The sequence below is a fragment of the Rhodopseudomonas palustris genome (genome assembly GCF_003591005.1).
In the GTDB taxonomy this organism is placed as follows: Bacteria; Pseudomonadota; Alphaproteobacteria; order Rhizobiales; family Xanthobacteraceae; genus Rhodopseudomonas; species Rhodopseudomonas palustris_K.
Window position 1 is genome coordinate 37478 of sequence record NZ_QYYD01000027.1, and the last position, 15113, is coordinate 52590.

The window sequence follows — 15113 nt, forward strand, 5'->3', positions numbered from 1 at the left end:
CACGACGAGCGTCGTTAGTTCGCCGTATCTCCCCACGTCATGCCCGGACTTGTCCCGGGCATCCACGCCTTACGGCGGGAGAGGCAACAAAGACGTGGATGGCCCGGACAAGCCCGGCCATGACGAGTTGATAGTTCATTTGCAGAGACGAAGCGCCCCGGCTGCAGCCAAGCAAACGGAGAGCTAACCGCCCTCACACGTCGGCGAGGTCGTCCTCGAGGATCGCCATCTGGAACTGGAACGAGCGATCGTCGTCCTCGTCATCGACGAACAGCACGCCGACAAATTCCTCGCCGATATACACTTCGGCGGAGTCGTCCTTCTTCGGCCGCGGCACCACGCGGATCTTTTGATTGCCGAATACCTTTTTCAAATAGGCATCGAGCTTTCTGACTTCCTGAACGTCCACGGTGATCTCCAATTCTGGATGAGGTTCAAATCTGGATGAGGCTCGAGGCTGGCGGCGCTGCGGACGACAAGGTCCGGGACACAACTGCGAGCGGGGCCGCCGTCAGTACGGGGTCGAGGCGCTCGCCGCAACCCCTCGTGTCAAGTTGCAAACCGCAATCCCGCGATTCGCGTGCGGCGGATCACAATCCGATGGCGTTGAGCATCTGATCCATGGTGCGTGACGGCTCGGCGCAGCCCGCCTCGCCCACCACCTTGGCCGGCACGCCGGCCACCGTCATGTTGTGCGGCACCGTCTTCAGCACCACCGAGCCGGCGGCGATGCGGGCGCAGTGACCAACTTCGATGTTGCCGAGAATCTTGGCGCCGGCACCGATCATCACGCCGCGGCGAATCTTCGGATGACGATCCTCATGCTCCTTGCCGGTGCCGCCGAGCGTGACGCCGTGCAGGATCGAGACGTCGTCTTCGATCACCGCGGTCTCGCCGACGACGAGGCCGGTGGCGTGGTCGAGGAAGATGCCGCGGCCGATTTTCGCCGCCGGATTGATATCGGTCTGAAACACCGCCGAGGCGCGGCTTTGCAGATACAGCGCGAAGTCCTTGCGGCCCTTCAGATGCAGCCAGTGCGCCAGCCGATGCGCCTGGATGGCGTGGAAGCCCTTGAAGTACAGCAGCGGATCGATGAAGCGCGAGGTCGCCGGATCGCGGTCGAACACCGCCACCATGTCGGCGCGGAAGGCGTTGCCGAGGTCGGGATCGTCACGCAGCGCGTCTTCGAAGGTCTGGCGGATCAGATCGCTCGACAGCGCGGAATGATCGAGCCGCGACGCGACGCGGTGCACCACCGCGTCTTCGAGGCGGTCGTGATGCAGAACGCTGCCGAAGATGAAAGAGGCGAGTTCGGGCTCGCGGCGAACGACGTCTTCCGCCTCGCTGCGCACCCGCTCCCAGATCGGATCGAGCGTCGTCAGCGTTGCAGTCTGTGGATTGACCTGATGCATCACCATGCCGGCTCTCTCGATCTCATCTGTTCCGGTCACTATAGCACGCCGGCGGCGAACCTGTCGCGGCGGCCGAGGGCGGCTTCCGCGGGCTGTCGCCACCAGGGCTAAGCCGCTGATTCGTCCCAATATTCACAACGCTCGCCGTGTAAGCCTCGCGAAAGTCTTACTTGAGGTGGGGAGCGTCGCAGCGGGATCAACCCGGCGGGCGATGGCGATCACGGCCGGCGCGCCAGAAAATCGACCACGCCTTCCTTATAGACACGGTCGCCGACTGCCCGCATGTGGTCGCGGCGCGGGATGTCGAGCACTTCGGAGCCAGGGATGATGGCGCTGAGTTCGTGCGCCGAACCGGCGACGTCATCATCGGTGCCGACTGCGATCAGCACCGGCACCGCGATCTTGGCCGCATCCTCCCGGCTCATCAGGCCGCGCGACCCGCGCATGCAGGCGGCGAGCGCGGCGTGATCGGACCGGGTCTGATCGGCGAAGGCGCGAAACGTCCGGCCGACCGGATCGGTGACGTCGTCGAGCGACGGCGCCAGCAGCGCCTGCGCGACGTTCTCGCCGGGACGGCCCTCGTTGCTGAGCAAGCCCATGCCGAGACCGCCGAGCACGACCGAGCGCACCCGCTGCGGCTGCCAGCGCGCCAGATTGGCGCTGATCCGCGCCCCCATCGAATAGCCCATCAGGTCGGCGCGCGAGATCGCCAGATGATCCATCAACGCGGCAACGTCATCAGCCATCTTGGCGAGTTCGTAGTCGGCGGGATCGTACAGCTTGGACGACTCGCCGTGGCCGCGATTGTCGAGCGCGATGACGCGGCGTCCCGCGCGCTTCAATTCCGACAGCCAGGACGGATACACCCAATTGACGTTCTTGTTCGACGCGAAGCCGTGCACCAGCACGATCGGCTCCCCCTCGCCGTCGTCGAGATAAGCGATATCGATTCCGCCGTGGTCAAAGCTCGGCATGCACCATCCGGATGTTGTGAACGGGAAGGTTGGTAGTTGAAAACGAAGGGCTCAGGTGGGGGTAGCAAGCACGGGCACGGAGCGCGCTCGGCGTCATTGCGAGCCGAAGGCGAAGCAATCCAGCCCCGCGCACTGCCCCGGACGATGGATTGCTTGGTCGCTTCGCTCCTCGCAATGACGATTGTGAGGCAGACGGCGCATTTTTTCCGCTCGCGGCCATACGCTGGCTAAGACGGCGCCACCAGGCCCCCGACCGCAGCGTCCGCACGGAGCCGTTCGGACTCGGCGCGTTTCGCTGCAGCGATCAGGCGTCGGGCGCGGCGGGCCTTGCGGCGGTCGATCCAGCTTTGCGTGATGCGTTCCACGCCGGACTTCAGCGACACCACCAGGCCGAACAACGTCATCAGCGCGCCAAAAATCCACCAGGCGAAGTTCCACGCCCCCGTCGTCAGCAGCAGCGCACCGCGGCCGAGGATTTTCAGAAACGCGCGGGTCTGGCCGCCCTTCGACTCGGCGAGCTTCGCCGCGCGGGCGACGTCTTTGGGGCCTTGCGAGATCTTGAGCGTATCTAGGGCGCCGCGGGTTCCCGCCTTCTCGCCGACCTTGCCGACATCCTTGGCGAGCCGCATTAGCCCGCCCGCTTTGTCCGTCCGGAACGCCGCCTTGACGGCGGTCACCGTTTTGTCCGGACGAACCGACGTGCCATCCGCCACCGCGCGCCTCAGTGCAGGCGTGTCGACCACCTCCCGCGCCGAGCGGCTGGCCCAGATCGCCAGCCCCTCGCCGAGCCGGCCGACCTTGCGGGCGTCCTTGACCAGCGTCAGGCCGGCCCGCACCGGGGTGGCGCCGCCGACCGTGACGTAGGTCGCAGCCGTAATGGCAATGCCCGCCGCTGCGAGGCCGAGCACCAGCCTGTCGACCTCGGCGCCGGTCGCGAGATTGCTGCCCTCGCGCACGACGTCGCGGATGTCGCCGAACACGAACAGATCTCCCGCCATGGTGCCGGACAGGCTGGCGCCGTCGTCGGCCTTGCCGGTGATCAGGCCGGTCGCGAACCGCGTGGCCACGCCGGTCGCCGAGCGTTCGGCTGTGACCGTCTCGGCGACGCGCTGCTTGAGATCGTCGGGCAGCGCGACGTTGCGGCTCGCGGCCAGCTGCACCAAGCTGTCGGCGAGTTCAGGGTCGTGCGCGTCGAGCGCTTCGCGGGTGTGCCGCTCGATCAGGCCCGGCTCCTGCTGTAACGCCGCCCCGAGTTGCAGGTCCGCCAGTTGCGCGGGGTCGTCCTGTGCGGCAAGAAACGTCGCAGCGCGCTGGGCGTGCGGCCACGTCAGCACCAGCGCGACCGCGCAGAGTGCGATGCCAGCCTTCGCCACGCCCAGCTTCAGACCCATGACGTTTCAACCCTCATCTGTCGCATGTGGGGGCGTCACACCTCGGACACAACCGATCCGACCAAAGAAGGGCTTCTCCAACATCATGGGATTGTGTCGAATTTCGACGGGCAAAGCCTGTCCGGGCGGTCTAGGAATCATGCAGCGACGCCGGTATGGTGCGCTGCACCGTGATGTGCCCTCTCCGTCGCGAGCAAAGGTGAGCTGAATGTCCGACCATGTGGTTCCACATTTCCAGAACGATGCCGGCGTTGCCATGATCGAGATCGGCTCGAAGGAATTCATGTGCGTCGGCGCCAACCCGCCGTTCGATCATCCGCACGTGTTTCTCGATCTCGGCAACGACAACGAGATCATCTGCCCGTACTGCTCGACGCTGTATCGCTACGCGCCGGATCTCGCGCCCGGCGCGGCCCGGCCGCCCGAATGCGTGCTGAAGGACAAGGTCGCCTGAACCGGCCGTGACGGCGACCCGCACCATTGTCGTTGCAGGTGCGGGCATCGGCGGACTGACGGCCGCGCTGGCGCTGGCCGCGAACGGCTTCCGCGTCATCGTGCTGGAAAAAGCCGAGCGGCTGGCCGAAGCGGGCGCCGGCGTGCAACTCTCCCCCAATGCCAGCCGCGTGCTGGTCGATCTCGGCCTCGCCGATCAGCTGGCGCCGCTGGCGCTGGCGCCCGATGCGGTGACCGTGATGAGCGCCCGCAGCGGCGAAGCGTTGGTGCGGTTGCCGCTTGGCGCACAGGCGGCGGAGCGGGCCGGCGCGCCATATTGGGTGATTCACCGCGGCGATCTGCAGGGCACGCTGGTCGCCCATGTCCGCGCCAATCCGGCCATCGAGCTGCGGCTCGGCTGCGTGGTCGAGAGCTTCGCTGACCAAGCCCACGGCACAACAGTCGTGTATCGCCACCGCGGCGAGCGCGGCGAAATGCAGGCGCAGGCGCTGATCGGCGCCGACGGCATCTGGTCGGCGGTGCGTCGGCAGTTGTTCCCGCAGCTGCAGCCGCGCTTCAGCGGCCTGATTGCCTGGCGTGGCACCGTCGACGTCTCGGCTCTGCCGCCCGGCTTTGCGCTGGGCGGAGTGCAGCTGTGGATGGGGCCGCAGGCGCATCTGGTGGTGTATCCGATCTCCGGCGGACGGCTGATCAACCTGGTCGCGATCGTGCCGGGGGACTGGCAGCGCGAGGGCTGGAGCGCGCCCGGCGAACCGCGCGAGCTCCGCGACCGCTTCGCCGCGGCCGGCTGGGCGGCTCCCGCGCGGTTGCTGATCGATACGGTCGAGAGCTGGAAGACATGGGCGCTGTTGGCAATGCCGGACGGCGGTGCCTGGACATCCGGCGCCACCGCCCTGCTTGGCGATTCAGCGCATGGCATGCTGCCGTTCGCGGCCCAGGGCGCCGGCATGGCGATCGAAGATGCCGCGGTGCTGGCGCGATGCCTTGGCGACGCCGGCAATGACATGCTGGCGATGCCAGAAGCGTTGCAACGCTACGCGAACGCTCGCCGTAACCGTGTCGCCCGGGTGCAGCGGCTGGCCCGGCAGAACGGCCGAATCTATCATCTGACCGGACCGCTGGCGCTGGCGCGCGATGTCGCCATGCGGGCGCTCGGCGGCGAACGGCTGCTGGCGCGGCAGGCCTGGATCTACGACTGGAAACCGTAGTGGGCGACCTCGCTCAGCGCGCGGTGCGGCCGCGCGGCGCCGGAGCCGGCGGCACGGCTGGCGCCGCAGCCGCAGCCGGCGTCTCGGTGCACTTGTTCTCGCGCCAGGTCTGTTCGGCCAGCCGCGACTGCGCCTTCACGTTGATGTAGTCGTTGCGATAAGCGACCTCTGAGACGACCGACCCGGCGACGCCGGTCTGCGCCTTGCGCATCAGCCCGTCGAGCTCCGCGAGCCGCGCATCCAGCCCCTTTCGCTCGGCGGCGAGTTGCTCGCAGTTGAACAGCTCATAGCGGGCAGGATCGACGAACGCTTGCGACATCGCGCTGTCGCCGATCGCCGCGCAGCCGGACACGCCCGCGCCCGCCATCAGCAGGGTGCCGAGCACAGCAAACCGGGAAAGCCTGGAAAAATTCGTCATGAGCCGCGTCTATAGACAGAAACCAGGCCCTCGTACAATCAGCCGGCCATGTCCGGAGTATGGCGGTTGACGTGATTGGAGGCGGCGCCACCCGGCCCACCCTCGCGGCTGGCTTGATAGAAAGTGCTGTGGTCGCTGCACAGCTTGCAAAAGCCCGTTCGGTCGGCCATTCATCGCGGCTTCTTATTGCCTGCCGATCGCCGGACACGGAGCGACGGAAATGCCGAGCTTCAAAGACCTGTTGCGCGCGCCGTTCGTGTGGCGCGCCCGCGCGCTGGACCGCGCCGTCGCGAGCCGCGACGTGCCGACGCTGGCCGTCGTCGCGATCTTCCGCGAGGAAGCCCCGTTCCTCGACGAATGGCTGCGCTTCCACGAAGGCGTCGGCGTCGGCCACTTCTATCTCTATAACAATTTCAGCACCGACCATTTTCGCGACGTGCTGGCGCCGTGGATCGCGCGCGGGCTGGTGACGCTGACCGATTGGCCGGTCGATGTCGGGCAGCTGCCGGCGTATCGGCACTGCATCAAGCAGCACCGGCTCGACGCCAAATGGATGGCGTTCATCGACATCGACGAGTTCCTGTTCTCGCCGGTGGCCGACAAGGTCACCGACGTGCTCGGCCGCTTCGACGGCGCGCCGGCGGTTGGGGTGTTCTCGCCCTATTTCGGCTCCGCCGGGCACGAGCAGCGCCCGCCGGTGCCGATCACCCGCGCCTTCACCAAGCGCTCGCCGCTGTCGAAAATCTCCGCCAAGACCATCGCCAACCCGCGCTGGATCCGCGCCATCCGCAACGTGCACCTCTACAAATACTGGCGCGGCGAAACCATCGATACGAGCGGCCGCCCGTTCGACGGCGATCGCCCCGTCCTCGACCTGCTCCGCCTCAATCACTACTGGTCACGCTCGCTATCCGACCTGCAAACCAAGATCCAACGCGGCGACGCCTCGACCCCCGTCCCGCGCGACAGCGACTGGCACTTCGCCGCCGAAAAGGACATGAACGCGGAAGACGATACGTCGATTTTGCCGGTGCTGGAGAGGGTGTTTGGGAAGGGAAAGACACTCTACCCCTAGCCATCCCTTCCCTTTGGCAAACGCTGCAATCGAATTGCGACTGACGTCTGAACAACTAATACTATTGGTCAACAAATGCCAAGGCCACACAAATTGCTTCCATGAAGCACATGTGTATTCTTTCGCTGTTCCTTTACAGCGATTGAGCTACTCCGTGACTACCACATCATCAACATACACTAGCTACGCAGACGCGATATTCGCAGCTAAGCGTGGTTTTGTTGTGATTGGACTAACTGGTTTCACGGGATCTGGATGCACAAAAACCGCTGAAATCCTAAAGAAAGACAAGGCTTTTTCACTCCCACCTGCGTACGACGACAGAGCGTCTTCGACAGATCAGCTCGCATCCCTGCAGTATAAAAACCTGAGGCGAATTTGGAATCAGACACCTTGGCATTCTTACACTGCAATTGAAGTCGCCGTTGTGATTATGGCTTTACTTCTAGAACAGGCACTCAAAGGTGAACGACCGCAAGGCTTTCCGGACGAAGTCAGTACCGCAGCAGACGCAAACGTTAGCAAGCTGGAATCACTGACGCTTCTCCGCCGTCCAGGCTCTATGAGCCAGGACGAATGCCATCAACTAATCGAGTCTTATGAAGAGTCCGCAAACATTTTGCGTGGAATTAAGAAGGCCATCCCGCTCGGTCAGTTCATTTCGATGATGCAGCAAGCTGGTGACAAAATCCGCCTATATGGCGGCTATCGAAGCTACACACCTCACCCTGATCACATGATCGTGCTTCCCGAAGCGATGCGTAAGATCTTGCGCGCCTATCGTACGGCCCAAGCACGCCGCCGATTTGTTATCGATGCTTTTAGAAATCCGTTTGAAGTCGAATATTTCAAACGACGCTATGCAGAATTCTACCTTGTTTGCCTTTATCGATCTCCAGAAAACCGCGGCCGATCGCTAGCAATGAGAATGCCGCGAGGTGAAATCGAGAGCATCTGGGAAAAGGAGAGCGGACGCCATCCAGCCGACGGCCGAAGCGAAACCGATATTCCGAAAAATAGAGAGAACATTGCCTGGTGGATCACTGGACAGGATATTCCCGCATGCGCCCAGAAGGCAGACGTTTTCATTAGTCCCAGAACAGGCGAACCCGTGCATTTAAAATATCAAATCGCCCGATTACTCACGTTAGTTCACAAGCCAGGCTCTCTCACACCTAGCAGAGATGAGCATTCTATGCAGATTGCCGCGACAGCGAGAAGAATGTCCGGCTGCCTTTCTCGACAGGTTGGCGCAGCGGTGGTCAGTCCCTCTGGATATGTCCTAGGCATCGGATGGAACGATCCTCCCGACGGGCAAATCCCTTGCTCTCTTCGATCCTGTGAGGGTCTTCTAGAGGTGAGCGAGACTAACAATCGGGACTACAGCGATTACGAGAAGGCCGAACGTTTCCGACAACATATCGAACTAAAGAATGGCGGAGAAACCCCGTTCTGTTTTCGCTCGGAGCTTGCTCTCATCCTGAAAGAGCGCAAGGCAGAATACACTCGAGCCCTCCACGCAGAAGAAAACGCGTTTCTCCAGACTGCTAAAATGGGTGGCGTTTCTCTTGTCGGCTCAACGCTTTACACCACAGCCTCAACCTGCACCCTTTGTGCTAAGAAGGCGTATCATTTGAGGATCGAGCGCATCGTATTTATCGATCAGTACGACGACATGGCTCGCGATCAAACTCTCCGCGGGGGGCACTACAATATCACTTATGAACAGTTCGAAGGCATTACGGGCGCGGCTTATTGCAGTTTGTATTCGCCTCTGATTCCCGAGAAAGATTTACTCGAGGATTTCGGAACTGGGCAGAAATCGAACGCGGAATCTTGCTTACCTGGCCAACCTCCTACCGAAGGACATTCAGAGTGACGTCGCGCATGCAATCTTCTGGAGCAGCAAAATCTCAGCCTTTTAAATGGACGTAGAACATCGCAGCTGCGTGGTCGGAAATCGGCGATCCAAAGATCGCTCAGCCAATTGGTGCGGACGGCGGGGGTCGAACCCGCACGACGTTGCCATCGAGGGATTTTAAGTCCCTTGCGTCTACCAGTTTCGCCACGTCCGCATCGGCGCAGTCAGCTCAATCGAGCGAGCGACATCGTCTGAACGGGAGCAAGCCGAGGCGGCCCCCATCATTCGATGCCGCAGCGCATCATGCCGACGGCCGGCTCGGGGCGGCAGCGCAATGCCTGCTTCCGCGCCAGAGCGCCGCATTCATAGTCGAGCGCGCGGCGCAACGCAAAGCGGGGTTGCGGCGGCGACGCAGCTTCGCCGGCCGCGCGCTTTGACATCACCCCCGACTTTCGAGTGAGATGCGCGCAGTGCCTGCATGCTCGGGCGCGGTCGGCTGCAGCGGTGCCCCTGGACGTTGTCCAACCCACCCTGGCCGCCTCGCAACTTCGGTCTGAAGCCTTGCATGCGGCGCGCCGACACGTCCCGCCTCAACCTGCGACCGCAAGGGTAATCCCTCACATGCCGACCATCGACCGCATCGACGCTTTCGCCGACGAGCTGACCGCGATCCGCCGCGATCTGCACATGCATCCGGAGATCGGCTTCGAGGAAGTCCGCACCTCCAATATCGTCGCCGAGAAGCTCGACCAATGGGGCATCGAGGTGTTTCGCGGGCTCGGCGGCACCGGCGTGGTCGGCGTGCTGAAGGGCAAGGGTGACGGCGGCCGCCGTATCGGCCTGCGCGCCGACATGGACGCGCTGCCGATGGAGGAGCACACCAACCTCGGCTGGCGCTCGACCATTCCCGGCCGTTTCCACGGCTGCGGCCATGACGGCCACACCACCATGCTGCTCGGCACCGCGCGCTATCTCGCCGAGACGCGCAATTTCGACGGCACCGTGCATTTCATCTTTCAGCCCGCAGAAGAAGGCCTCGGCGGCGCGCGGGCGATGCTGAAGGACGGGCTGTTCCAGAAGTTTCCGTGCGACGAACTCTACGGGCTGCACAACGCGCCCGACCTCGCCCATGGCGAGATCGCGATTCTGCCCGGCCCGGCGATGGCCGGCGCCGACTTCTTCGACATCACCATCTCGGGCTACGGCGCGCACGGCGCGATGCCGGAGCGCTCCAAAGATCCGGTGGTGATCGCGATGACGCTGGGCCAGGCGCTGCAGACCATCGTCAGCCGCAACGTCGATCCGCTGCATTCGGCGGTGCTGTCGATCACCCAATTCCATTCCGGCTCGGCCTACAACGTGATCCCCGGCGAAGCGCGGCTCGCCGGCACCGTGCGCTGCTTCTCCGACGACATCCGCAAGCTGGTGCGCGAACGCATGCGGGCGCTGGCGGCGGGCATCGCCGCGGCGTTCGACGTCGAGATCCACGTCGATATCCGCGACATCTTCAGCGTACTGGTGAACCAGCAGGAGCAGAGCGACGTCGTCGCCGAGGTGGCGCGCGGCGTCGTCGGCGACGCCAACGTCAAGCTGCGCGAGCAGCCGAAGATGGGCAGCGAGGATTTCGCCGACATGCTGCAGGCGATCCCTGGCGCGTATTTCTGGGTCGGCCACGACGGCGACGTGCCGGTGCACAATCCCGGCTACGTGCTCGACGACAAGATCCTGCCGATCGGCGCCAGCATGTTCGCCCGCATCGTCGAGACCCGCCTGCCGGTGGCCGCCAATGTCTGACGGCATCAGCAGCAAGGCCATCGCCCTCAACGATCTCTCCGCCACCGAACTCCTCGCCGGCTACTACGGCAAGCAATTCTCGCCGAGCGAGGTGATGGACGAAGTGATCGCCCAGGCCGAGCGCTGGGAGCCGCATATCAACGCGCTGTATGCGTTCGATCCCGACGGCGCCCGGCGCGCCGCGCGGGCATCGACCGAGCGCTGGGCGAAGGGTGAGCCGCAGGGCGTGCTCGACGGCATTCCGGTGACCATCAAGGAGAACGTCGCGACCAGAGGCACGCCGGTGCCGCTCGGCGTGCCGATCACGCCGCTGACCCCGGCTGCCATCGATGCCCCGCCGGCGGCGCGGCTGCGCGAGGCCGGCGGCATTCTGTGGAGCAAGACGACGATGCCGGATTTCGGCATGCTGTCGTCCGGACTCTCCAGCTTCCACGGCGTCACCCGCAATCCCTGGGATCTGACGCAGAACACTGGCGGCTCCTCCGCCGGTGCGGGCGCCGCGGGGGCGGCCGGCTACGGGCCGCTGCATCTCGGCACGGACATCGGCGGCTCGGTGCGGCTGCCGGCGAACTGGTGCGGCATCTTCGCGCTGAAGCCGTCGCTCGGCCGCGTGCCGATCGATCCGCCCTATGTCGGCCGCTGCGCCGGACCGATGACCCGCACCGTCGACGACGCGGCGCTGATGATGAGCGTGCTGTCACAGCCCGATGCGCGCGACAGCATGAGCCTGCCGCCGCAGGACATCGCCTGGAGCGAACTCGACGGCGATGTACGCGGCAAGACCATCGGCCTGCTCACCGATCTTTCTTTCGGCATGGCGCTGGATGACGACGTCCGCCGCGTCGTCACAGACGCGGCGCGGCTGCTGGAGCAGCAGGGCGCGATCGTCAAGGAGGTGCAGCTCGACTTCACCCGCGAGGTGATGAACGGGCTCGACATGTTCTGGCGCGCGCGGATGTGGGACGACGTCAGCAAGCTCAGCGACGCGCAGCGCGCCCAGGTGCTGCCCTACATCGTGCGCTGGGCGGAAGGTGGCGCGAATCTCTCCGGCGTCGACGTGGTGCGCGGCTTCAACCAGACCATGGCGATCCGCGCGATGGGAGCGAAGCTGTTCGCCGATATCGACTACCTGATCTCGCCGGTGGCGCCGGTGGTCAGCTTCGCCGCCGATGTTGCTTCGCCACTCGACGATCCGGATATCCCGTTCGATCACATCCTCTATACCGTTGTGTGGAATATGGCGGAAAATCCAGCCGCCTCGATCAACGGTGGATACAGTTCGAAGGGTTTTCCGATCGGCGTGCAGATCGTCGGCCGCCGCTTCGACGATCTCGGCGTGCTGCGCATGGCGAAAGCGTTCGAAGGCCTGCGCGGCCCGCAGCAGCCGTGGCCGCAATCGCCGCGCTGAGTCATCTCACCTGACCTCGTAGGATGGGTTGAGCGCAGCGAAACCCATCACCACTCGCGAAAATCGTGATGGGTTTCGCTTCGCTCAACCCATCCTACGAAGTTCGCAGGCTCGACCTGCGCGCTCATCTCCTTCATAAGGAATGCATGGCCGGGCCGAGCCGGCCGCGACGTCCCATAAACAAAAACACGCTGGAGGAAACCAGATGCCGTTCGAGACCATCAAGTACGAGGTCGCCGACCAGATCCTCACCATCACGCTGAACCGGCCGGAGAAGCTCAACGCCTTTAATCCGAAGATGCAGGCCGAGCTGATCGAGGCGTTCGACAACGCGGATGCGGACGACAACGTGCGCGCCGTCATCGTCACCGGCGAAGGCCGTGCATTCTGCGCCGGCGCCGACCTGTCGTCCGGCGCCGATACGTTCGACCGCGACGCGCGACGCGGCCCGGTGCGGCGCAATGCCGACGGATCGATCGATTACTCCGATCCGCAGGTCCGCGACGGCGGCGGCCAGGTGACGCTGCGCATCTTCAAGTGCCTGAAGCCGGTGATCGCGGCCGTCAACGGCCCGGCGGTCGGCATCGGCGTCACCATGCAGCTGGCGATGGATATCCGCATCGCGTCGGAAGCCGCGCGGTTCGGCTTCGTGTTCTCACAGCGCGGCATCGTGCCGGAAGCGGCGTCGAGCTGGTTTCTGCCGCGCATCGTCGGCATCGCCCAGGCGCTGGAGTGGTGCTACACCGGCCGCGTCTTCCCGGCGCAGGAAGCGCTCGCCGGCAAGCTGGTCAGCCGCGTGGTGCCGGCCGATCAGTTGCTGGACACCGCGCGCACGCTCGCCAAGGAAATCGCCGCCAAGACCGCACCGGTGTCGGTGGCGCTAATCCGGCAGATGATGTGGCGGATGCTCGGCGCCGATGATCCGATGGAAGCGCACAAGATCGACAGCCGCGGCATCTACGAGCGCGGCCGCTCCGACGACGTCAAGGAAGGCGTCACCTCGTTCCTGGAAAAGCGCCCGGCGCAGTTCAAGAACAAGGTCACCGCCGACATGCCGGCGTATTTCCCGTGGTGGGACGAGCGCGAGTACAAGTAAGCGCCCGACTGCGCGGCCTCACGCGATCCAGCCCCACACACGTCATTCCGAGGCGCGAGCACTTGCTCGCGAACCCGGAATCCCGACATTGTTGCAAAGAGAGATTCCGGGTTCGCGCTTCGCGCGCCCCGGAATGACGAACGAGAGGGCGCTATGCGCCCCGCCGTCGAGAACTCGTAGGATGGGTTGAGCCGAAGGCGAAACCCATCGCCGCACGTCCCCGCCGCTGATGGGTTTCGCTGCGTTCAACCCATCCTACGGACTAATCGTCCTTGGCGGGCGCGGCTTTCAATTCCGGAAAATCCTCTTCGCGAAACTCGAGGCCGCGCAGCGTGTCGGACTGGTCCTGCTGATGCTCGATGCGGCGCAGCTGCACGCGGCGGATCTTGCCGGAGATCGTCTTCGGCAGTTCGGTGACGATCTCGAGCTTGCGGATGCGCTTGAACGGCGCCATCCGCGCCTCCATGTGGCGGAAGATCGACAGTGCGGTGTCGCGCGAGCGGTCCGCCTCCGCCGTCAGCAGCACATAGGCTTTCGGAATCGCCAGCTTGATCGGATCCGGGCTCGGCACCACCGCGGCCTCGGCGACGGCATCGTGTTCGAGCAGCACGCTCTCCAGCTCGAACGGCGAGATGCGATAGTCGGAGGACTTGAACACGTCGTCGGTGCGGCCGACGAAGGTCAAGTAACCATCCTCATCGGCAAAAGCGACGTCGCCGCTGCGATACACCTCGCCGTCGGCGCCCGACAATTTGCCACCCTCGCCCTGATAGCCCTGCATCAGCCCGGCGGGGCGCGCGTCGCCGAGCTTGAGCGTGATCTCGCCTTCCTTCGCCGGATGGCCGTCCGCATCGGTGATGGCGACGACGTAACCCGGCAGCGGCCGGCCCATCGAGCCGATCTTCACCGCCTGCCCCGGCGAATTGCCGACCATCGCGGTGGTCTCGGTCTGGCCGTAGCCGTCGCGGATGGTGAGGCCCCAGGCTTCCTTGACCTGATCGATCACTTCCGGATTGAGCGGCTCGCCGGCGCCGCAGACCTCGCGCAGCGAAACTTGGTAGTCTGCCAGCTTCTCCTGAATGAACATCCGCCACACTGTCGGCGGCGCGCACAGCGTGGTGACCCCGCAGCGGCCGATCGTCGTCAGCAGGCTCTTGGCGTCGAACCGCGGCTGATTGACCACGAACACGGTGGCGCCGGCATTCCACGGCGCGAACAGGCAACTCCAGGCGTGCTTGGCCCAGCCCGGCGACGAGATGTTGAGGTGGATGTCGCCCGGCTGCAGCCCGAGCCAGTACATCGTCGACAACGCGCCGACCGGATAAGAGCGCTGGCTGTGCCGCACCAGCTTCGGCTTGGCCGTGGTGCCCGAGGTGAAGTACAGCAGCATCGGATCGTCGGCCTGGGTCGGCCCGTCCGGCGTGAAGACGTCAGACTGCAGCGCGGTGCCGTCGTAATTGAGCCAGCCATCCTGGGCATGGCCGACGACGACGCGCAGCAGATCGTCACCGCCGAGCCCCTTGAACTTGGCGATCTGATCCGGAGCCGCGACCACGGCCTTGGCACGGCCGCGGTCGAGCCGGTCGCGCAATTCCTCCGGCGTCAGCAGCGTCGTCGCCGGGATGGTGACGAGGCCGAGCTTCATCGCCGCCAGCATCACCTCCCACAATGGAACCACGTTGCCGAGCAGCAGCAGCAGATGATCACCGCGCTTCAGGCCCCGGGCACGAAGATAGTTTGCGACCTGATTCGAGCGCTTCGACAGATGCGCGAAACTCGGCTTCTCCTCTCTCCCGGTGACACCATCGACGATCCACAGCGCCGGACGATTGCGATTGCTGTTGGTCGCCAGTTCGGCGTCGAACCAGTCGAGCGCCCAGTTGAACGGCACAGGATCCGGCCAGCGGAAGCCGGCGACGGCGGCCGCGTAGTCGGTGCGATGGTCGAGCAGGAACGAACGGGCTTGCTGGAACGTGGTCATGGGGCCCTCACAATGCTTTGCAACGCACTTAACGTCATCCTG

14 protein-coding genes and 1 tRNA gene are annotated in these 15113 nt (G+C 64.5%); 7 read left to right on the plus strand and 8 right to left on the minus strand.

Annotated elements, in window-relative coordinates:
• Positions 1-193 precede the first annotated feature (193 nt).
• The 4 genes from D4Q52_RS21765 to D4Q52_RS21780 all read right to left on the minus strand — a co-directional run bounded on the left by D4Q52_RS21765 (position 194) and on the right by D4Q52_RS21780 (position 3777).
• Positions 194-409: a DUF3126 family protein gene (locus tag D4Q52_RS21765; protein WP_119858697.1), complete on the minus strand. Its 216-nt coding sequence runs from the start codon at positions 407-409 to the stop codon at positions 194-196.
• A gap of 181 nt (positions 410-590) precedes the next feature.
• On the minus strand, positions 591-1418 hold the full coding sequence (gene cysE, locus D4Q52_RS21770) for a serine O-acetyltransferase (protein ID WP_119858665.1): 828 nt from the start codon (positions 1416-1418) through the stop codon (positions 591-593).
• Between the two features lie 212 nt (positions 1419-1630).
• Positions 1631-2386, minus strand: a complete 756-nt coding sequence (locus D4Q52_RS21775) for an alpha/beta fold hydrolase (RefSeq protein WP_119858666.1) — start codon at positions 2384-2386, stop codon at positions 1631-1633.
• Positions 2387-2613: 227 nt separating this feature from the next.
• Positions 2614-3777: a hypothetical protein gene (locus tag D4Q52_RS21780; RefSeq protein WP_119858667.1), complete on the minus strand. Its 1164-nt coding sequence runs from the start codon at positions 3775-3777 to the stop codon at positions 2614-2616.
• 208 nt (positions 3778-3985) lie between these two features.
• Here D4Q52_RS21780 and D4Q52_RS21785 point away from each other — a divergent pair, with 208 nt between their 5' ends.
• Both D4Q52_RS21785 and D4Q52_RS21790 read left to right on the plus strand, forming a co-directional pair.
• Positions 3986-4231 (plus strand): zinc-finger domain-containing protein, encoded by a 246-nt coding sequence (locus D4Q52_RS21785; protein ID WP_119858668.1) that lies wholly within the window; start codon positions 3986-3988, stop codon positions 4229-4231.
• A 7-nt stretch (positions 4232-4238) separates the two neighbouring features.
• The gene (locus D4Q52_RS21790) at positions 4239-5438 is read left to right on the plus strand and encodes an FAD-dependent monooxygenase (protein ID WP_119858669.1); all 1200 of its coding nucleotides are present in this window, start codon (positions 4239-4241) and stop codon (positions 5436-5438) included.
• Positions 5439-5451: 13 nt separating this feature from the next.
• Here D4Q52_RS21790 and D4Q52_RS21795 read toward each other — a convergent pair whose 3' ends face one another.
• Both D4Q52_RS21795 and D4Q52_RS26940 read right to left on the minus strand, forming a co-directional pair.
• On the minus strand, positions 5452-5856 hold the full coding sequence (locus D4Q52_RS21795; protein ID WP_119858670.1) for a twin-arginine translocation pathway signal: 405 nt from the start codon (positions 5854-5856) through the stop codon (positions 5452-5454).
• A gap of 38 nt (positions 5857-5894) precedes the next feature.
• Positions 5895-6026 (minus strand): hypothetical protein, encoded by a 132-nt coding sequence (locus tag D4Q52_RS26940; protein ID WP_283805681.1) that lies wholly within the window; start codon positions 6024-6026, stop codon positions 5895-5897.
• A gap of 50 nt (positions 6027-6076) precedes the next feature.
• On the opposite strand from D4Q52_RS26940, the gene D4Q52_RS21800 reads away from it, so the two are divergent.
• Together D4Q52_RS21800 and D4Q52_RS21805 are read left to right on the plus strand one after the other, a co-directional pair.
• On the plus strand, positions 6077-6931 hold the full coding sequence (locus D4Q52_RS21800) for a glycosyltransferase family 92 protein (RefSeq protein ID WP_119858671.1): 855 nt from the start codon (positions 6077-6079) through the stop codon (positions 6929-6931).
• A gap of 154 nt (positions 6932-7085) precedes the next feature.
• Positions 7086-8810 carry a deaminase gene (locus tag D4Q52_RS21805; RefSeq protein WP_147407842.1) on the plus strand — a complete coding sequence of 575 codons (1725 nt, stop codon included), beginning with the start codon at positions 7086-7088 and terminating at the stop codon, positions 8808-8810.
• Positions 8811-8919: 109 nt separating this feature from the next.
• On the opposite strand, the gene D4Q52_RS21810 is transcribed toward D4Q52_RS21805, so the two are convergent.
• Positions 8920-9006: transfer RNA gene (locus D4Q52_RS21810), tRNA-Leu, on the minus strand.
• A 407-nt stretch (positions 9007-9413) separates the two neighbouring features.
• Between D4Q52_RS21810 and D4Q52_RS21815 the strand changes: the two genes are divergently transcribed.
• The 3 genes from D4Q52_RS21815 (at position 9414) to D4Q52_RS21825 (ending at position 13090) form a co-directional block, all read left to right on the plus strand.
• On the plus strand, positions 9414-10586 hold the full coding sequence (locus tag D4Q52_RS21815) for a M20 aminoacylase family protein (protein ID WP_119858673.1): 1173 nt from the start codon (positions 9414-9416) through the stop codon (positions 10584-10586).
• A complete protein-coding gene (locus D4Q52_RS21820; RefSeq protein ID WP_119858674.1) occupies positions 10579-11994 on the plus strand; it encodes an amidase in 1416 nt (471 codons plus the stop codon). The genes D4Q52_RS21815 and D4Q52_RS21820 overlap by 8 nt, the downstream gene beginning before the upstream one ends.
• A gap of 205 nt (positions 11995-12199) precedes the next feature.
• A complete protein-coding gene (locus D4Q52_RS21825) occupies positions 12200-13090 on the plus strand; it encodes a crotonase/enoyl-CoA hydratase family protein (RefSeq protein ID WP_119858675.1) in 891 nt (296 codons plus the stop codon).
• A gap of 262 nt (positions 13091-13352) precedes the next feature.
• On the opposite strand, the gene D4Q52_RS21830 is transcribed toward D4Q52_RS21825, so the two are convergent.
• Complete coding sequence (locus D4Q52_RS21830) at positions 13353-15071, minus strand: AMP-binding protein (protein WP_119858676.1); 1719 nt, start codon at positions 15069-15071, stop codon at positions 13353-13355.
• Positions 15072-15113: the final 42 nt, after the last annotated feature.

Excerpts from the sequence above, each read along its gene's own strand:
- D4Q52_RS21775 (WP_119858666.1), bottom strand. The coding sequence starts at position 2,386 with ATGCCGAGCTTTGACCACGGCGGAATCGATATCGCTTATCTCGACGAC.
- D4Q52_RS21785 (WP_119858668.1), top strand. The coding sequence starts at position 3,986 with ATGTCCGACCATGTGGTTCCACATTTCCAGAACGATGCCGGCGTTGCC.
- cysE (WP_119858665.1), bottom strand. The coding sequence starts at position 1,418 with ATGGTGATGCATCAGGTCAATCCACAGACTGCAACGCTGACGACGCTC.
- D4Q52_RS21795 (WP_119858670.1), bottom strand. The coding sequence starts at position 5,856 with ATGACGAATTTTTCCAGGCTTTCCCGGTTTGCTGTGCTCGGCACCCTG.
- D4Q52_RS26940 (WP_283805681.1), bottom strand. The coding sequence starts at position 6,026 with ATGGCCGACCGAACGGGCTTTTGCAAGCTGTGCAGCGACCACAGCACT.
- D4Q52_RS21830 (WP_119858676.1), bottom strand. The coding sequence starts at position 15,071 with ATGACCACGTTCCAGCAAGCCCGTTCGTTCCTGCTCGACCATCGCACC.
- D4Q52_RS21800 (WP_119858671.1), top strand. The coding sequence starts at position 6,077 with ATGCCGAGCTTCAAAGACCTGTTGCGCGCGCCGTTCGTGTGGCGCGCC.
- D4Q52_RS21825 (WP_119858675.1), top strand. The coding sequence starts at position 12,200 with ATGCCGTTCGAGACCATCAAGTACGAGGTCGCCGACCAGATCCTCACC.
- D4Q52_RS21780 (WP_119858667.1), bottom strand. The coding sequence starts at position 3,777 with ATGGGTCTGAAGCTGGGCGTGGCGAAGGCTGGCATCGCACTCTGCGCG.
- D4Q52_RS21820 (WP_119858674.1), top strand. The coding sequence starts at position 10,579 with ATGTCTGACGGCATCAGCAGCAAGGCCATCGCCCTCAACGATCTCTCC.
- D4Q52_RS21815 (WP_119858673.1), top strand. The coding sequence starts at position 9,414 with ATGCCGACCATCGACCGCATCGACGCTTTCGCCGACGAGCTGACCGCG.